The organism is Ottowia beijingensis, from assembly GCF_042680925.1.
Taxonomy (GTDB): Bacteria; Pseudomonadota; Gammaproteobacteria; order Burkholderiales; family Burkholderiaceae_C; genus Ottowia; species Ottowia beijingensis.
On sequence record NZ_JBHUEP010000009.1, the window covers coordinates 247,073 to 263,162 of the forward strand.

17 protein-coding genes are annotated in these 16,090 nt (G+C 70.9%); 6 read left to right on the plus strand and 11 right to left on the minus strand.

Going from position 1 to position 16,090, the window contains the following annotated elements; genetic code table 11:
- Positions 1–105 precede the first annotated feature (105 nt).
- Positions 106–1,194, minus strand: coding sequence for a tRNA 2-selenouridine(34) synthase MnmH (gene mnmH / locus ACFSCU_RS15145; RefSeq protein WP_180549435.1), 1,089 nt, complete (start codon positions 1,192–1,194; stop codon positions 106–108).
- Between the two features lie 127 nt (positions 1,195–1,321).
- Positions 1,322–1,963, minus strand: coding sequence for an arylesterase (locus ACFSCU_RS15150; RefSeq protein ID WP_377561073.1), 642 nt, complete (start codon positions 1,961–1,963; stop codon positions 1,322–1,324).
- 15 nt (positions 1,964–1,978) lie between these two features.
- Here ACFSCU_RS15150 and ACFSCU_RS15155 point away from each other — a divergent pair, with 15 nt between their 5' ends.
- Both ACFSCU_RS15155 and ACFSCU_RS15160 read left to right on the plus strand, forming a co-directional pair.
- Positions 1,979–2,707, plus strand: coding sequence for an ABC transporter ATP-binding protein (locus tag ACFSCU_RS15155; protein ID WP_377561074.1), 729 nt, complete (start codon positions 1,979–1,981; stop codon positions 2,705–2,707).
- 421 nt (positions 2,708–3,128) lie between these two features.
- Positions 3,129–4,352 carry a glycine zipper domain-containing protein gene (locus ACFSCU_RS15160; protein WP_180549434.1) on the plus strand — a complete coding sequence of 408 codons (1,224 nt, stop codon included), beginning with the start codon at positions 3,129–3,131 and terminating at the stop codon, positions 4,350–4,352.
- A gap of 414 nt (positions 4,353–4,766) precedes the next feature.
- Here ACFSCU_RS15160 and ACFSCU_RS15165 read toward each other — a convergent pair whose 3' ends face one another.
- On the minus strand, positions 4,767–6,218 hold the full coding sequence (locus tag ACFSCU_RS15165; protein ID WP_377561075.1) for a phospholipase D-like domain-containing protein: 1,452 nt from the start codon (positions 6,216–6,218) through the stop codon (positions 4,767–4,769).
- A 233-nt stretch (positions 6,219–6,451) separates the two neighbouring features.
- On the opposite strand from ACFSCU_RS15165, the gene rlmB reads away from it, so the two are divergent.
- Entirely contained in the window at positions 6,452–7,210 is a 759-nt protein-coding gene (rlmB, locus tag ACFSCU_RS15170) for a 23S rRNA (guanosine(2251)-2'-O)-methyltransferase RlmB (protein ID WP_180549433.1), read from the plus strand.
- Between the two features lie 456 nt (positions 7,211–7,666).
- On the opposite strand, the gene ACFSCU_RS15175 is transcribed toward rlmB, so the two are convergent.
- From ACFSCU_RS15175 to ACFSCU_RS15200, 6 genes are all read right to left on the minus strand, one after another.
- Positions 7,667–9,406 (minus strand): GGDEF domain-containing protein, encoded by a 1,740-nt coding sequence (locus ACFSCU_RS15175; protein ID WP_377561076.1) that lies wholly within the window; start codon positions 9,404–9,406, stop codon positions 7,667–7,669.
- A gap of 199 nt (positions 9,407–9,605) precedes the next feature.
- Positions 9,606–9,992 carry a VOC family protein gene (locus ACFSCU_RS15180; RefSeq protein ID WP_377561077.1) on the minus strand — a complete coding sequence of 129 codons (387 nt, stop codon included), beginning with the start codon at positions 9,990–9,992 and terminating at the stop codon, positions 9,606–9,608.
- A gap of 80 nt (positions 9,993–10,072) precedes the next feature.
- Positions 10,073–10,438: an SRPBCC domain-containing protein gene (locus ACFSCU_RS15185; protein WP_180549429.1), complete on the minus strand. Its 366-nt coding sequence runs from the start codon at positions 10,436–10,438 to the stop codon at positions 10,073–10,075.
- A 13-nt stretch (positions 10,439–10,451) separates the two neighbouring features.
- On the minus strand, positions 10,452–10,889 hold the full coding sequence (locus tag ACFSCU_RS15190) for a VOC family protein (protein ID WP_180549428.1): 438 nt from the start codon (positions 10,887–10,889) through the stop codon (positions 10,452–10,454).
- A gap of 37 nt (positions 10,890–10,926) precedes the next feature.
- Positions 10,927–11,415: a VOC family protein gene (locus tag ACFSCU_RS15195; RefSeq protein WP_180549427.1), complete on the minus strand. Its 489-nt coding sequence runs from the start codon at positions 11,413–11,415 to the stop codon at positions 10,927–10,929.
- A gap of 28 nt (positions 11,416–11,443) precedes the next feature.
- Positions 11,444–11,797 carry a DUF1428 domain-containing protein gene (locus ACFSCU_RS15200; RefSeq protein ID WP_180549426.1) on the minus strand — a complete coding sequence of 118 codons (354 nt, stop codon included), beginning with the start codon at positions 11,795–11,797 and terminating at the stop codon, positions 11,444–11,446.
- A 141-nt stretch (positions 11,798–11,938) separates the two neighbouring features.
- Here ACFSCU_RS15200 and ACFSCU_RS15205 point away from each other — a divergent pair, with 141 nt between their 5' ends.
- The 3 genes from ACFSCU_RS15205 to ACFSCU_RS15215 all read left to right on the plus strand — a co-directional run bounded on the left by ACFSCU_RS15205 (position 11,939) and on the right by ACFSCU_RS15215 (position 14,635).
- Positions 11,939–12,595 carry a TetR/AcrR family transcriptional regulator gene (locus tag ACFSCU_RS15205; protein ID WP_377561078.1) on the plus strand — a complete coding sequence of 219 codons (657 nt, stop codon included), beginning with the start codon at positions 11,939–11,941 and terminating at the stop codon, positions 12,593–12,595.
- A gap of 110 nt (positions 12,596–12,705) precedes the next feature.
- On the plus strand, positions 12,706–13,842 hold the full coding sequence (locus tag ACFSCU_RS15210; RefSeq protein WP_180549425.1) for a DUF1615 family protein: 1,137 nt from the start codon (positions 12,706–12,708) through the stop codon (positions 13,840–13,842).
- 28 nt (positions 13,843–13,870) lie between these two features.
- A complete protein-coding gene (locus ACFSCU_RS15215; RefSeq protein WP_377561079.1) occupies positions 13,871–14,635 on the plus strand; it encodes an SIR2 family NAD-dependent protein deacylase in 765 nt (254 codons plus the stop codon).
- Between the two features lie 163 nt (positions 14,636–14,798).
- On the opposite strand, the gene ACFSCU_RS15220 is transcribed toward ACFSCU_RS15215, so the two are convergent.
- Together ACFSCU_RS15220 and ACFSCU_RS15225 are read right to left on the minus strand one after the other, a co-directional pair.
- Complete coding sequence (locus ACFSCU_RS15220; RefSeq protein ID WP_333706112.1) at positions 14,799–15,395, minus strand: chromate transporter; 597 nt, start codon at positions 15,393–15,395, stop codon at positions 14,799–14,801.
- Positions 15,392–16,054 (minus strand): chromate transporter, encoded by a 663-nt coding sequence (locus ACFSCU_RS15225; RefSeq protein WP_377561080.1) that lies wholly within the window; start codon positions 16,052–16,054, stop codon positions 15,392–15,394. The genes ACFSCU_RS15220 and ACFSCU_RS15225 overlap by 4 nt, the downstream gene beginning before the upstream one ends.
- Positions 16,055–16,090: the final 36 nt, after the last annotated feature.

Sequence of the window (16,090 nt, forward strand, 5' to 3'; positions counted from 1 at the left end):
ACCATCGCTTGTGAAAGCTGAAGTCACGCAGGGTTTTCACCATCTTTGTCCTGCGCCTTTCGCGAAGTCCTGGCGTTCTCTGCGTTCAAAAAATCCGGCGCATCTTCAAGTCGACAGCGCTGCCATCGATCCCAGGCCCTGTTGCTGCAGGATCGCGGTGCAGGCGGCCTCCAGGCTGGCGTGCGAGCGATCGGGCAGCGCCACGCGCAGGGCGCCGTCGAACTGCGCGAAGTTGCGGCGCGTGGAGCTGGCGTAGCCGGGGTCGTAGTGCTTTTCCAGCAGCTCGCGCACCACGGCGGGCGTCTGGCCGCTGTGCACCAGCTGCTTCCATTCATCGACCACAGCGCGGCCGCGCAGCGCCACCAGCGTGTCGAGCCGGCGGCAGAAGAAGTCGGGGTCGGTGATGAAGAAGGGGTAGTCCTCCAGCAGCAGCGCCACGCGCTCGTCGTCCGGCAAGTCCACGCGCAGGCAGGGGCTGGCGCGCATGGCCTGCATCAGCGCATCGGGCACGGTGCAGTTGCCGACCTTCTTGCTCTCGGCCTCCACGTAGACGGGGCGCGCGGCGTCGAAGTGGCGCAGGGCATCCCACACGCGCATCTCGAACTGCTTCTGCGACGGCTGCGGCTGGCCGGGGATCAGGCCCAGCACCGAGGCGCGGTGGTGCGCCAGCCCTTCCAGGTCCAGCACCTGGGCGCCGGCGCCCTGCAGCGCGTGCAGCAGGCGCGTCTTGCCCGAGCCGGTGGGCCCGCACACCACGCGGTAGTGCAGGCGCTGCGCCTGCGCCGGCAGGTCGGCCAGCATGGCGTTGCGAAAGGCCTTGTAGCCGCCTTCGATGATCGTCACCCGAAAGCCGATCTGCCCCAGCACCAGCGACAGCGCGCCGCTGCGCTGGCCGCCGCGCCAGCAGTACACCAGCGGCTGCCAGCTCTTGGGCTTGTCCATGGCCTCGCGCTCGATGTGGCTGGCGATGTTGCGCGCCACCAGCGCGGCGCCCAGCTTGCGCGCCTCGAACGGGTTGACCTGCTTGTACAGCGTGCCGACGCGGGCGCGCTCTTCGTCGTTCAGGCTCGGCCAGTTGATGGCGCCGGGCAGGCGGTCGAGCGCGTATTCGCTCTCGCTGCGCGCGTCGATGACGGCGCTGAATTCGTGCAGCCGCGCCAGCGCGTCGGCGGCGGCGATGGGGTGAACGCTCATGGGTTGTGCAAGGATGGCCACGCCGCCACCGTCATTCCGGCGCAAGCCGGAATCCATGCGGCACTGGAGACGCCGCAGTCGATTCCGGCTTGCGCCGGAATGACGGGGGGCAGGGCAAGTCGCGCGATCACTTTTTCTGCAGCAGTTTCTGCAATTCGGGCCACATGTTGCCCAGGATGAGGGGGTGCGCGGCGGCCGTGGGGTGGATGCGGTCCTTCTGGAACAGCTCCAGCGCGTTGTCGCGGTCGGCCACACCTTTCAGGAAGAAGGGCACCAGCGCCGCGCCCTGCGCCTTGGCCACCTGCGGGTACAGCGCGAAGAAGCGCTTGCCGTAGTCGGCGCCGTAGTTGGGCGGCATCTGCATGCCGGCCAGCAGCACCCGGGCGCCGGCCTTTTGCGCCGCCTGCGTCATGGCCGTCAGGTTGGCGGCGGTCATGTCGAGCGACAGGCCGCGCAGCGCGTCGTTGCTGCCCAGTTCGATCACCACGATGGCGGGCTGGTGCGTCTTCAGCAGCGCCGGCAGGCGCGAGCGGCCACCGGCCGTGGTGTCGCCCGAGATGCTGGCGTTGACCACCTTGGCGGCGATCTTCTCGGCGGCGAGTTTTTTTTCCAGCAGCGCCACCCAGCCGGTGCCGCGGGCGATGCCGTATTCGGCGCTGAGGGAGTCGCCGACCACCAGGATGGTGGGCTCGGCCGCCTGCGCGGCTTGTGCGGTTGCAGCCAGTGCGGCGGCGCTCAGGACGGAGCGGATAAAGTGTCGTCGGTACAAAAAACGGCCTTTTCAATGACGGATTCAACGCCCGGCACACCGCCCGACGCCCCTCGCTCCCAGATCATTGCGGTGGAGCATGTTTTCAAGTCGGTCACCGACTCCACCGGCACGCTCGATATTCTGCGCGATATCCACTTCAGCCTGGCCCCGCGCGAGACGGTGGCCATCGTTGGCGCCTCGGGCTCGGGCAAGAGCACGCTGCTGTCGATCATCGCGGGCCTCGACACGCCCACGCGCGGCACGGTGCGGCTGGATGGGCAGGACCTGTTCGCCGTCAGCGAGGACGAGCGCGCCGCGCTGCGCGCGCGCAAGGTGGGCTTCGTGTTCCAGAGCTTCCAGCTCATGGGCAACCTGACGGCGCTGGAAAACGTGATGCTGCCGCTGGAGCTGGCCGGCCGGCGCGACGCGCGCGCCGCCGCCACCGAGATGCTGCACCGCGTGGGCCTGGCCGAGCGCCTGGGCCATTACCCCAAGGTGCTGTCGGGCGGCGAGCAGCAGCGCGTGGCGCTGGCGCGCGCCTTCGTGGTGCACCCGGCCGTGCTGCTGGCTGACGAGCCCACCGGCAGCCTGGACTTCGCCACCGGCGAGAAGATCATGGAACTGATGTTCGACCTGAACCGCGAGCAGGGCACCACGCTGGTGCTGGTGACCCACGACCGCGCCATCGCCGCGCTGTGCCAGCGCCGGCTGACGGTGGAGGCGGGGCGCATCGCCGCCGACGAGCGCACGGCCGCGGCCTGAGCGTCGGTCAAGGCTGCGGCGCCTTCCGAATCGGCGCAGGCGGCGGTTTATTCCAGGGCGTGCCGGGCTGCCGTGGGGCTCGGCGCAAACCCGCGGCCGGGCGACGTCACGCGCGCGTCGGCCTGCATGGCGCCATGCGGGCATCTTCATCACGCCGCATGGTCATTCCTGATTCGATAGCAACAACGCCAGTATCCATCGCGGTGCCGAGCGCGTTTTTCGTGCGCGCGCTGATGTCCTGAAAGGCGCTTGAGTACCCGCGGCGCGTCGCCGCGCTCACACGCTGCGTCGGTGTCGGCTGACAGGCCGCGCCCGTGCCGCGCCGGAGACTTGCGCTCACCGATGCAGCAGTCGCTGAAACACATCGGATCGGTTCAACAACCAACTTTCAAGTCACAACACTTTCAAGGAGCTCGACATCATGGCCAAGGAAATCGCCAAGGATCTGAACCAGGACCCCATCACCGGTGAACCCGGTGCGCACCCGGTGGGCACCGGCGTGGGCGCCGCGGGCGGCGCTGCCGCAGGTGCCGCCATCGGCACCGCCGTGGGCGGCCCGGTGGGCACCGTCGTCGGCGGCATCATCGGCGCCGTCACCGGCGGCCTGGCCGGCAAGGACGTGGCCGAGAACCTCGACCCCACGCTGGGCGGCGAGCCGTCGGAGCACAAGGTGGCCACCGGCGTGGGCGCCACCGGCGGTGCGCTGACCGGCGCGGCCATGGGCTCGGTGGCCGGGCCCCTCGGCACCGTGGCCGGTGCCGCCATCGGCGCCGCGGCCGGCGGCATGGCCGGCAAGGGCGTGGGCGAGGTGATCAACCCCAAGGCCGACGATGAACTGCATGAGCACAACCTGGCCTCGGGTGCCGGTGCCGGCACCGGCGCGCTGGCCGGGGCCACCGTCGGCCTGGCCGGCGGCCCGGTGGGTGCCGTCGTGGGCGCGGCCATCGGCAGCGTGGCCGGCGCCAAGGTGGGCGAGGGCGTGGGCGAAGTGGTCAACCCCAAGGCCACCGACCAGCTGGAAGAGCATCAACTGGCCAGCGGCACCGGTGCCGGCGCCGGTGCGCTGACCGGCGCGGCCGTGGGCGCCGTGGGCGGCCCGGTGGGCGCCGCGGTGGGTGCCGCCGTGGGCGCTGGCCTGGGCAGCAAGGCCGGCAAGGGCCTGGGCGAAGCCGTGAACCCCAAGGCGGGTGACGAAGTGGGCAAGCACAACCTGGCCACCGGCACGGGTGCCGGCGCCGGTGCGGCCACGGGTGCCCTGGTGGGCGCCGTGGGTGGCCCGGTGGGCATGGCCGTGGGCGCGGCCGTGGGTGGCCTGGCCGGCGGCGCCGCGGGGCACGGCGTGGCCCGGGTGGTGAACCCGGCCGCCGAGGAAGCCTACTGGCGCGACAGCTACACGCTGGCGCCGGGCTACCGCGCGGGCTACACGTACGACGACTACGGCCCCGCCTACCGCCTGGGCTACGACGGCTACGGCCGCCACGCCGGCCGCCGCTACGACGACATCGAGTCGGCGCTGCAGGCCGACTGGGAGCGCGTCAAAGGCCAATCGCGCCTGACCTGGGAAGAAGCCAAGGCCTCGACCCGTGCCGCATGGCACCGCGTGGAGCACGCGCTGCCGGGCGACTTCGACGGCGACGGCCGCTAAAAACCCAGTTGCCGCGCGGGTAGCGCGGCCAACGCAGCGAAAAACGGCGCCCTAGGGCGCCGTTTTCGTTGTTGGGGCGGGCGGTGCGCGCACTCAGGGCGTGTCATTCCATTTCCAATTCAATGCGTCCATCACCGTCATCCCGGCGAAGGCCGGGATCCATGTTTCTCCGCACACGCCGTCTGGATTCCGGCTTGGGCCGGAATGACGAGCTATTGCAGCTTAGATCTGGAATTGGAATAAAAAAGGTAAATCAAGCGATAACGATTTGGCACGGTATGTCGGTCATGAATTCATAGCTGCCAGCGCCTGATATACAGGCGCTGGATCCGTTTTTCATGCCCGTGAAAATATACCAAGTCTCCCCCCCCCCTAATTCTGCCCCTGGCCGCCCGCGTTCGAGCGCAGCGCCGCTCACAGCTGGAACGCCACCGTCGCCACGATGCCTTCGCCGATGTCGCGCAGCCAGCTTGGCGGCTTGCTGGATGCCGGCTCGCCATCGGCCGCGGTGCGCGTGATCCAGTCGGCCAGCCAGTCGATCTGGGCCCGGCCGTAGAAGGCGGCCATGGCCTCGTAGTTGATGAACAGGCTGCGGCTGTCCAGGTTGGCCGAGCCGCACAGGGCCAGCACGTCGTCGACCACCACGGCCTTGGCGTGCAGCATGGCGGGCAGCAGGCGCACGTTCACGCCGGCCTCGACCAGCTCGCGCACGGCGCGCCCGCGTGCCCAGTCGGCCAGCCGGTGGTTGGATTGCCTGGGCAGCAGCAGTGTGATCTGCAGCCCGCGCTTGGCGGCCAGCACCAGCGCCTCCTGCAGGCCTTCGTCGGGCACGAAGTAGGGCGTGGCCAGCAGCAGGCGCTGCTCGGCGTGGAAGGCGGCCGACACCAGCAGCGCGTGCAGGATGTCCTCGTGAAAGTCCGGCCCGCTGGGCACCCATTGCGCCAGCGCCACGTCGGCGGGCAGCAGCTCGGCCGGCAGCGTGTCGGCGTGGCAGGGGGTGTCGGCGTCCAGCTCCGCGTCCAGCCGCGCCAGCCGCTCGGCATAGCCCAGGCGCAGCGCCTGGCGCGCGCCGCGGGCGATGCGCCAGTCGCCGTCGAACAGTGCCTGCGCCTGCGCGGCCAGCGCGCCCTCGGCGGTGAAGCTCAGGTCCAGCCAGGGCGGCTCGCCCACGCGGCCAATGAAGTATTCGTTGGCCAGGTTGCGCCCGCCCGACCACACGCGCGCGCCGTCGGCGATCAGCAGCTTGCGGTGGTTGCGCAGGTTCACGCGGCCGCGCCCGGGGCTGCCCAGCGCGGGCATGAACAGGCGCGTGTGCACGCCGGCGCGCTTCAGCAGCTCGTCGTGGCTGTGCGCGCTCTTCAGGCTGCCGATGCTGTCGACCAGCAGGCGCACGCGCACGCCGGCGCGGGCGCGCTCGGCCAGCGCGGCGGCGATCAGGGCGCCCACCTCGTCGTCGCCCAGCACGTAGGTGCACAGGTCCAGCGTGTGCCGTGCCGAGCCGATGACGGCCTGCACCGCCTGCAGCGCGTGCTCGCCCTCGGCCTGAAAGCGCACCGCCGCCTGCGGCCGCGCGCCGGCCGCGCCCAGCGCCGCCAGCAGCCGCGTGGCCCAGTCGGGCGCCATTGCAGCCCATGGGCCAGCGGGCATGGGCTGGCGCTGCGTGGCCGGGCGCACCACCTTGCGCGTGCCGAAGACCAGGAACAGCGGCAGGCCCAGGTACGGAAAGGCCGCGATGCCCATCACCCAGGCCAGCGCCGCATAGGGGTGGCGCCGCTGGCGCCGCACGCGCGTGATGACGATGTAGGTGAGCAGCCCCGCGGCCACGAAGGCGGCGTGCTCCAGCGGGGTGAGGGCGGGCAGGCTCATCATGCGGTGCAGAGTTTAGGGCGTGGCCTCAAACCAATGCCCCCCGCGTGAGGCTTGGCCGGCCCGCCCTCGGCGTTGCAAACGGCTCGCAAGGTCTAAGCACACGAGGCGAAGTACTATGGGTTTGATAGCTGCCTGCGCTCGCAATTCAAGGATTTCAGATCGATTCCTCTTGAAAACCATGTGTGACAAGCGCCAGCCACTATCAAAACGCAAGCGCGGATAATCGCGCCATGTCTGCCCCCAAAGTCCTGTTCGGCTTCCACGCCGTCGGCGTGCGCCTGAAGACGGCGCCCGCGTCCATCGTCGAGATCTACGTCGATCCCACGCGGCGCGACGCGCGCATGAAGCAGTTTCTGAACCGCGCCGCCGAGGCCGGCGCGCGCGTGATAGAGGCCGACGCGCAGCGCCTGATGAAGCTGTGCGGCAGCGCCGGCCACCAGGGCGTGGTGGCGCGCGTGCAGGCGCTGGAAGGCGTGCGCACGCTGGACGAACTGCTGGACGACCTGCAGGAGCAGGGCGCCGTGCCGCTGCTGCTGGTGCTGGACGGCGTGACCGACCCGCACAACCTGGGCGCCTGCCTGCGCGTGGCCGACGGCGCCGGCGCGCACGCCGTGATCGCGCCCAAGGACCACGCCGCCGGCATCAACGCCACCGTGGCCAAGGTGGCCAGCGGCGCGGCCGAGACGGTGCCCTACTTCATGGTCACCAACCTGGCGCGTACGCTGGGCGAGCTGAAGGAGCGCGGCATCTGGGTCGTCGGTGCGTCGGACGACGCCGAGCAGACGCTGTACGACGTCGACCTGGCCATGGCCACCGCCCTGGTGCTGGGTGCCGAGGGACCGGGCATGCGCCAACTGACGCGCAAGACCTGCGACGCGCTGGTGCGCATCCCCATGATGGGCGCGGTGGAAAGCCTGAACGTCAGCGTGGCCAGCGGCGTGTGCCTGTACGAGGCGCGGCGCCAGCGCGGCGTGCTGCGCGGGGTGTGACGCTGCATGCCTGCCTGGCCTTGGTGGGTGTCGTCGTTTGCCTTGGGCTGCCTGGTCGCATGGGCGCTGGCCTGGCGGTCACCGGGTTTGCGTGATGTGCCCAGGAGCTATCGGTTGGGGTGTTCCGTGGCAGGTTCGGCCCTTGGCCTGTTCATGGGGGCGTTGGCCGGGCTGGTGATGCCAGACTTGTTCACCACTTGGTTGGGGTTTGTGGCGGTCGTTGCGCTCAACGGCTTTCTGGGCCATGCGCTTCTGAAGAGCGTTCATGCGGCAGAGCATGTGCTACCGCCGTGGTGACGCAGATTCCTCTTTATCGACGATTCCGTCCTGCATGACACGCTGCCGGCCCTCACCCCAACCCTCTCCCAGAGGGAGAGGGGGCTTTCCTTGGCGCGGCATGCGCCGACATGCTTTTGGAAAACGTCAAATAGGTTGACGTCATCAGCGTGGCGGCCGTCAGCCGCTGGAGTCGCCCGCCGCCGCGCCCGGCTTGCGCCGGTACATGTCGCCATCGGCGAAGGTGAGCAGGTCGCCGATCTCGGTGGCGTCGGTGGGGCACACGCCCGCGCCCACGGTGGCGCCCATGGCGGCCAGTGCCGGGTCGAGCAGGAGCACGCTCTGCAGCGGCTGGCGCAGCAGCTGCTCCAGGTTGTGGCGCACCGTCTCGGCGTCGGCCGGGTCGCGGATCTGGTCGAGCAGCACCACGAACTCGTCGCCGGCGTAGCGGCCCACGCGGTCCTGCATGCGCACGTGGGTGCGCAGGCGCTCGGCCATCTCGCGGATCACGGCATCGCCCACCGCGTGGCCCAGCGTGTCGTTGATGGCCTTGAAGCGGTTGATGTCGATGAACAGCACGGCAAAGGGCTGCGGATGGCTGCCGCTGGCGTGGCGCTGGAAGCGGTCCTTCAGCCCGCGCATGAAGGTGTCGCGGTTGAGCAGGCCGGTGAGCGTGTCGGTCTGCAGCTTGACCTGCATGTCCGACAGGCTGCGCGCCAGCACGCCCAGCTCGTCCTGGCGGCTCACCGGCAGCGGCGGCGAGGGCCGGCCTTCGCCCACCAGCTGCGCCGATTCGATGAACTGGCCCAGCATGCGCCCCACCACGCGCAGCACCACCCAGCCCACGCCGATGGCCGCCAGCGCCGCCAGCAGCGACAGCACCAGCGAGCGCCAGGCGCTGCGCTCGATGTCGCCCATGAAGTCGGCGCGCGGCACGGCCACCACCACCCACCAGTTCAGGCCGGCCTCGTCGCGCAGGTGGGTGTAGCCGACCTGGATGGTCTGGCCCTGTTCGTTGCGGAAGGCGGCGGTGCGCGGCTCGCTGTCCTTGCCGATGAAGGCGCGCACGGAACGAAAGGCGTCGGCCGCCAGGGCGTTGCCGGCGCGCTCGGCGTGCACGCGGGTGTACTGGCCGCTGGCGTCGCGCTGCACCGGCTCGCCGGCCGACATGCCGATGATCTGCCCGTCGGGCTCGACCACCATGGCCAGCGCGTTCGGGGTCAGCTCGAGCTGCTGCAGGAATTCGCTGATGCGCTGCAGCGGCAGGTCGGTGGCCACCACGCCGGTGGCCGGCGCGTCGCCCACGGACACGCGGCGCACGAAGGTGGTCACCAGCTCCTGCGAGCGGAAGTCGATGTAGATCGGCGACCAGGTGTTGCTGGCGGCCTGCAGGCCGAGCTGGTACCAAGGGCGCTCGCGCGGCTCGAATACGCGCGTTTCGGGCTGCGCCGGGCCCAGCGCGCCGTGGATGCCGTTGAAGGCGTGAAGTTCGCGCACGCCCTGGCCGCTGGGGCGCAGGCGCAGTTCGGCCGAGTCGTCGGCATGGCGCATCAAGCCGAAGAAGCGGCCCTGCTGGTCGCCGTAGTAGGCGTAGTTGTGCGGGTTGCGGTGGATGCTGGTGGCGATCCAGAAGCGCTCGCGCAGGGCGGCGATGTCGTCGGCGTCCCAGTCGGCTGGCGGCTGCACGCCGGCGGGGAAGGCCGCCTCCAGCACACCCTTGGCGCCGGCGATGTGCGTCTTGGTGGCGGCCGCGATGCGCGCCGTGGTCTCGCGCAGCAGCTGGCCCGAGAGTTCGTCCACCGCGTGGCGGCCGGCGTTGTACGACAGGCCGCCGATCACCAGCGTCACCGCCAGCACCACCAGCACGTAGGGCAGGGTGAGCAGCTGGCGCAGTGACAGGGAACGCAGCAGGGGCAGCACGGTGACGGGGCTTGGCGTGGCAAGGGGCGGACATACTGCCCCTGGCAGGGCAGCCGCCGCATTGTCACCAGCCTGCGCCGCTGCCCTGCGTGCGAGCGCCGGCGAAACGCAACTGCTTCACGAAAAACCGGGCCGCCGACATGGGCCGGGCGCCTGGCACCCCGGGCAACACCCCGCGATCGCGGGGGTGCGGGGCCATTCAGGCCATCGAATGCAGGCCGATCATGTTGCCCTCGGTGTCGGTCACCAGGGCGGCGAAGCCGTATTCGCCGATGGCGAACTTGGGCTTGAACACCTGGCCGCCGGCGGCCGCGACGCGGCCCTGCTCCACGGCACAGTCGTCGCAGCCGAAGTAGACGAGGGTGCCGCCACCCCCGGAGGGCGCGCCTTCCATCTTGCACAGCGTGCCGGCGGCGCCCATGGTCGTCATTTCACCCGGAAAAGCCAGCATCTGGTAGTCGCTGGCTTCGCCTTCGGGCGCGCCCAGCGGCGCCAGCCGGCACTGGAACACGGCCTCGTAGAACGCCTGCGCGCGGGCCATGTCCTGCACGTAGATCTCGAACCAGACGACGGGGTTGGGTTTCATGGGGATGCTCCTTGGTGGTTGAGGGAAAGCGCTCAGCCGCGCGCTTCGACGTGCCGCGCGAAGTTGTCCAGGATGGCCTGCTAGCCCTGGCGCTGCTGCCCGGCGCTGTGCGCGTCCTCGGCGTCGAAGCGCTCGCGCACCGTGACGCCATCGGCGCCGTCGATGAACTCGACGCGCACGGCGCGCCCGTCGCTCATCACGTACTCGATCAGGCGCTGCGGCGCGATGCGCGTGTAGGTGCCCTCGAAGTCGAAGCCGGCGCTGCCGTCCTTCGCCTCCATGCGCGCGCAGAACCGGCCGCCCTCGCGCAGATCCACGCTGGCGCGCGGCGTGTGCCATTCGGGCGTGGCGGCGTTCCATTGCTCGATGGCGTGCGGGTCGTTCCAGGCGGCCCAGACGCGGTCAAGAGGGGCGCGGACGGTGGTTTCGATGGTGATGATGGGCATGGTGCTGCGGTCCTCACTCGTGCGGCGTGCTCACCATCCACGGCGTGCCGAAGCGGTCGGTGACCATGCCGAAGCCGGGCGACCAGAACGTCGCGGCGAAGGGCATCGTCACCTGGCCGCCAACCGCCAGCGCGTCGAACACGCGCTGGCCTTCGGCCATGCTGTCCACCCCGATCGACACCCACAGGCCCTGCGGCTTGCTGTAGCCGCCGGGTTCGCCGCTGCACGCGCCGGGCAGGGTGTCGGAGCCCATCAGCGCCTGCTGGCCGACCTGCAGGTGCACGTGCATGACGCGGTGCTTTGCCTCGGCTGGCAAGGGCGGCATGTCGGGGTCGGGCGGCATCTCGCCGAAGGTGCTCTGGTGCACCACGGTGCCGTTGAAAACGTCCTTGTAGAACGCAAAGGCCTCGGCGCAGTCGCCGTCGAAGTTGAGGTAGGGGTTGAATTGCATGGTCTTGCTCCGTTGCGGGTGGGATAGGGGGGATTGGTCATCGTCCGGCCACCGCCGCCTCGATGGCCGCGATGTCGATCTTCTTCATGGTCATCATGGCGTCGAAGGCGCGCTTGGCGGCGGCGCGGTCGGGGTGGGTGGTGGCGCGGGTGAGCTGCACCGGCGTGATCTGCCACGAGATGCCCCAGCGGTCCTTGCACCAGCCGCAGGCGCTTTCCTGGCCGCCGTGGCCGACGATGGCGTTCCAGTAGCGGTCGGTTTCTTCCTGCGTGGTGGTGGCGACCTGGAACGAGAAGGCCTCGCTGTGCCTGAAGGCGGGCCCGCCGTTGAGCCCCATGCAGGGCAGGCCGAGCACGGTGAACTCGACCACCAGCACGTCTCCCTGCTGGCCATCGGGGTAGTCGCCCGGCGCGCGGTGGATGGCGCCGACGGCGGAATCGGGGAAGGTGGCGGCGTAGAAGCGCGCGGCTGCTTCGGCATCGCGGTCGAACCACAGGCAGATGGTGTTGCGGGCGGGTGCGGTCATGGTGGGCTCCGTTCAGGCGAATGAAGCATCACGCGATCAGCAACGGCGTGAAGCCGCCGTAGATCAGCCGTTGCCCGTCGAAGGGCATGTTCTGCGGCATGTCGGGGTCGTTCATCACGGCCTGCATGGCGCGCTGGCGCACGGTCTTCGACGGCCACACGATCCACGAGAACACCACGGATTCGTCCTGTTTCAGCTTCACCGCCATGGGCATCGAGGTCAGCTTGCCCTCGGGCACGTCGTCGGCCCAGGCTTCGATGATTTCCAGCGCGCCGTGCTTTCTGAAGACACGTGCGGCCTCGGCGGCGTGCTGGTGGTAGGCCGCGCGCTGCGCGGTGGGCACGGCGGCCAGAAAGCCGTCGATGTAGTGCTCGGGGTTCATGTCTGTCTCCTTGTCTTGCCGAAAACCCAGCGGCCATTGTGTACGCCGTTCACTTTTATTCTGCACTAAAATGGATAGCGTTCACATTTAACCCTGTGCCCATCAGGGATTCCACCTTAAGCTCGGCCCGACGACACGCCTGTGACCATTCGCAAACGCCCGCCCCATGCCGCGCCGCCGCGCGAGACCTACCGCCACGGCGACCTGCGCCGTGCGCTGCTCGACGCCGGCATTGCGCTGGCGCGCGAGGGCGGGCCCGCCGCCGTGGTGCTGCGCGAGGCCACGCGCCAGGCGGGCGTGGCGCCCAATGCCGCATACCGGCATTTCGCCAACCACCAGGCGCTGTTCGACGCCGTGCGCGCGCACGCGCTGGGCGCGCTGGCGCAGGCCATCGAGCGCGAATGGCGCAAGGCGCTGCGCGTGCGCGAGCCGGCGGCGCAGGCGCGTGCGCTGCTGCGCGCGGTGGGCACCGGCTACCTGGGGTTTGCGCAGGCCGAAACCGGGCTGTTCCGCACCGCCTTCGTGTTCGGCCAGCACGAGGTGCAGGTGCCGCCCGACCCGGCGCGCACCGCCGCCCTGGGCCTGAACCCGTTCGAGCTGCTGGGCGCCGCGCTGGATGCCATGGTCGCCACCGGCGTGCTGCCGGCCGAGCGGCGCCCGCAGGCCGAATACCTGGCCTGGTCGGCGGTGCATGGCATGGCGCTGCTCATCATCGACGGGCCGCTGCGCGGCACCCCTGCCACCGCGCGTCGTGCGCTGGGCGAGCGCTTGCTGCAAATGGTCGAGAACGGCTTGTGAGGCTGCCGCAGGTTGCAGCCTGTCACAGCTGAAGCGGCGGCCGGTCGCCTGAAGGGCGGGTTGGCACGTTGAAGGCGGGCCTCCCTTTCTGAACAGCCCTGTTGCTCTGCATGACCCCGTTTCGCTCCGCCCCGGTTTGCTGGCGCGCGCTGCATCGTGCAGCGGGCGCGGGGCTGCTGGCCCTGGCGCTGGCGGCCTGCGGGCCGCAGCCCGCAGCGCCACCGCCCGAGCTGAGCGTGGCACAGATGCACCGCCTGATGCGCCACGCCACGCCGCACCGCACCATCGACGCCGGCTGGGCGCGCGACATGCGCGTCGCCTTCGCGGGGCTGGACCTGCGCGCCACGCGCCAGAACGTGTGCGCAGCCATCGCCGTGGTGGCGCAGGAAAGCGGCTTTGTGGCCGACCCCGAGGTGCCCGGCCTGGCCGACATCACGCTCGGCAAGCTGCAGCAGATCTCGCAGAACCCGGCCGCGTGGGCGGCGATCAACGTGCGCCTGCGGCAGCAGGCGGCCAACGGGCGCAGCTTCCACGACAACCTGCGCGCCATCCGCACCGAGCGCGACCTGGAGCACTGGTACCAGGCCTTCACGGCTGCGCACCTCACCGGCCCGCTGCTGCGGCTGGCCGGCAAGGATGTCGACACGCTGATCTCCACGCTGGGTTCGATGCAGGTGTCGGTGGCGTTTGCACGCGACTTTGCGCGCGAGCACGACATCCCCGAGCCCGACATCCGCGCCCGGCTCTACAGCCGCGCCGGCGGCCTGTTCTACGGCATCGCGCACCTGCTGAAGTACGAGTTCCACTACGCCGACTGGCGGCACCTGTTCGCCGACTACAACGCCGGCCACCACGCCAGCCGCAACGCGGGTTTCCAGCGCATGGTGTCGGCGCTGTCGGGCCAGCGGCTGGCGCCCGACGGCGATTTGCTGTCGTATGCCGAGGGCGCCGCCGCCCCTTCGGCCACCTACCGGGCGGTGCTGGCGGCGCTGGCGCGCCACGGCGTGGCGGCCGATCCGCAGGCCGTGCTGCGCGACCTGCGGCAGGAAAAGCGCGCCGCGCTGTTCGACACCGCCACCTACCGCCAGATCGCCGCGCTGCACCGCCAGCGCACCGGCTACGCCATCACCGAGGCCATGCCGCAGATCCGCCTGCAGAGCGACAAGATCCAGCGCCGCCTGACCACCGAATGGTTCGCCGGCCGTGTCGACACGCGCTACCAGCAGTGCCTGCGTGCGCCGGTCTGACGCCGCCGGCTTGGTAAGCTCGCGCGCCATGACCGCTGCTTTCTTCCCGGCGCAGGACGAGGTGCGCCAATGGCTGCAGGACGCAGCCCACATCGCCATGCTGACGGGCGCCGGCGTCAGCGCCGAATCGGGCGTGCCCACGTTTCGCGACGCGCAGACCGGCCTGTGGGCCAACTTCCGCGCCGAAGACCTGGCCACCGAAGCCGCCTTCCGGCGCGACCCGCAGCGCGTGTGGGACTGGTACGCCGAGCGGCGCGCCAACATGGTTCACGTGCAGCCCAACGCCGGCCACCACGCCGTGGCGGCGTTTCAGCAGCGGCACCCCGGCCGGCTGACGCTGGCGACGCAGAACGTGGACGGCCTGCACCAGAAGGCCGGCAGCCCCGAGGTGCTGGCGCTGCACGGCAACATCTTCGACGACCAGTGGCTCGACCCCTGCGCGCTGGCGCGCCGCCCGCAGGACGGCTGTGGCGTGGCGCAGGCCGAGCCCGGCCACCCGCCGCGCTGCGCGCAGTGCGGCAACCTGCTGCGCCCGGCGGTGGTGTGGTTCGGCGAGATGCTGCCGATGGACGCGCTGGCCGCGGCCGAGCAGGCGGCCGAGCGCTGCGACGTGATGCTGGTGGTGGGCACCGCCGGCGCGGTGTACCCGGCCGCCGGCCTCGCGCACCAGGCGCGGGCGGCCGGTGCGCGCGTGGTCATCGTCAACCCGCACCCGAGCGAGCTGGACGACATTGCCCACCGGGTGCTGGCCGGAACCTCGGCGCAGGTGCTGCCGCAGTTGCTCGACTTCTGAGGGAAGGGTGAGCGGCCGGCGTGGCCGCCGCACAGTGAAGGCACATACTCCCTGCCATGCAGGCCGCCAGCGCCCGATGGGCAGGCGCTGGAGAGGCATACTCCCCCTTAATGCTTGCGCTGACCCGTGCCCGCCCGCCGATGCGCGGGCCGCCAGCGCGGCGCTAGACCAGCCCCAGCATCCCCAGCACCGCGCCGGCGCCGATCAGCCACAGCAGGTGCAGCCGGGTGCGCCACACGATCAAGGTGGCCGCGGCCGTGAGCAGCCACAGCGGCGCGTCGCGCGCGGGCTGGTCGTGCGCGGCGGTCAGCAGCCAGCCGGTGGCGATCAGCAGCGCCACCACGATGGGCGCCATGCCGGCCTTGAAGGCGCGCACCGCGCGCAGCCCGCGGTGCCGGTACAGCCAGCGCGTGGCGGTGTAGGTCAGGATGCCCGAAGGGATCAGCATGCCCAGCATGGCCACGGCCACGCCCCCCAGCGCCAGCGCATAGGCGCGTGGCCCGCCGGCCGGGCCGCCGCCGGCGTTCAGCCCCACGTTCCAGCCCACCAGGCCGACGAACAGCACGTTGGGCCCCGGCGCCGCCTGCGCCAGCGCGATGGAGGCGCTGAACTGCCCGTCGCTCAGCCAGCCGCGCGCGCCGACCAGGTAGCGGTGCATGTCGGGCGCCGTGGCAATGGCACCGCCCACGGCCAGCAGCGACAGCGACAGGAAGTGCGTGAACAGCGCCAGCCAGTCGGCGGGGGTGAGGGTGATGGTCATGGCTTCTGCCCCGAGTCGGCATCGGTCAGCGCGGCGGGGTGGGGCGCGCCGTGCGCCAGCGGCCCCGGTGGCGTCGGCGTGGCGCCCAGCCGGTGCCAGGCCCAGGCGCAGCCGGCGCCGCCGATGACCAGCAGCACCGCGCCCAGCGGCCAGCGCAGCAGCGCGATGGCGACGAAGCTGGCCAGCGCCAGCAGCGCGCAGGCGGCCGGCCCCATCACGTTGCTGCGCAGCGCGGCGATCAGCTTGATGCCGGTGGCGATGATCAGGCCCGCGGCCACCGCGCCCATGCCGCGCAGCGCGCGCTGCGCCAGCTCATGGTCGGCCACGGTGGCGAACAGCGCCGCCAGCACCAGCACCACGCCCAGCGGCAGCACCAGCATGCCGGCCAGCGCCGCCAGCGCGCCGCTCAGGCCGAAGTGGCGGTCGCCGATCATCATCGACAGGTTGACCACGTTGGGGCCGGGCATGATCTGCGCCACGGCCCAGTCCTCGATGAACTGCTCGCGCGAGAGCCAGCGCTTTTTCTCGACCAGCTCGCGCTGCACCACCGCCAGCACGCCGCCAAAGCCCTGCAGCGCCAGCCAGGTGAACGACCAGAACAGGTCGGCGCGCGAGCGCGGGGCGTTCAGCGGCTCGGCGGGCGGCGGGGCAGGGGGCATGGCGGTGCGTGCGGTGGGCGGGGCGGCCTGACGTGG

Coding starts and splice junctions, on each gene's coding strand:
- ACFSCU_RS15215 (WP_377561079.1), top strand. CDS start 13,871: ATGACCGCTGCTTTCTTCCCGGCGCAGGACGAGGTGCGCCAATGGCTG.
- mnmH (WP_180549435.1), bottom strand. CDS start 1,194: ATGAGCGTTCACCCCATCGCCGCCGCCGACGCGCTGGCGCGGCTGCAC.
- ACFSCU_RS15180 (WP_377561077.1), bottom strand. CDS start 9,992: ATGAAACCCAACCCCGTCGTCTGGTTCGAGATCTACGTGCAGGACATG.
- ACFSCU_RS15185 (WP_180549429.1), bottom strand. CDS start 10,438: ATGCCCATCATCACCATCGAAACCACCGTCCGCGCCCCTCTTGACCGC.
- ACFSCU_RS15160 (WP_180549434.1), top strand. CDS start 3,129: ATGGCCAAGGAAATCGCCAAGGATCTGAACCAGGACCCCATCACCGGT.
- ACFSCU_RS15165 (WP_377561075.1), bottom strand. CDS start 6,218: ATGAGCCTGCCCGCCCTCACCCCGCTGGAGCACGCCGCCTTCGTGGCC.
- ACFSCU_RS15155 (WP_377561074.1), top strand. CDS start 1,979: ATGACGGATTCAACGCCCGGCACACCGCCCGACGCCCCTCGCTCCCAG.
- ACFSCU_RS15190 (WP_180549428.1), bottom strand. CDS start 10,889: ATGCAATTCAACCCCTACCTCAACTTCGACGGCGACTGCGCCGAGGCC.
- rlmB (WP_180549433.1), top strand. CDS start 6,452: ATGTCTGCCCCCAAAGTCCTGTTCGGCTTCCACGCCGTCGGCGTGCGC.
- ACFSCU_RS15210 (WP_180549425.1), top strand. CDS start 12,706: ATGACCCCGTTTCGCTCCGCCCCGGTTTGCTGGCGCGCGCTGCATCGT.
- ACFSCU_RS15200 (WP_180549426.1), bottom strand. CDS start 11,797: ATGAACCCCGAGCACTACATCGACGGCTTTCTGGCCGCCGTGCCCACC.
- ACFSCU_RS15220 (WP_333706112.1), bottom strand. CDS start 15,395: ATGACCATCACCCTCACCCCCGCCGACTGGCTGGCGCTGTTCACGCAC.
- ACFSCU_RS15195 (WP_180549427.1), bottom strand. CDS start 11,415: ATGACCGCACCCGCCCGCAACACCATCTGCCTGTGGTTCGACCGCGAT.
- ACFSCU_RS15225 (WP_377561080.1), bottom strand. CDS start 16,054: ATGCCCCCTGCCCCGCCGCCCGCCGAGCCGCTGAACGCCCCGCGCTCG.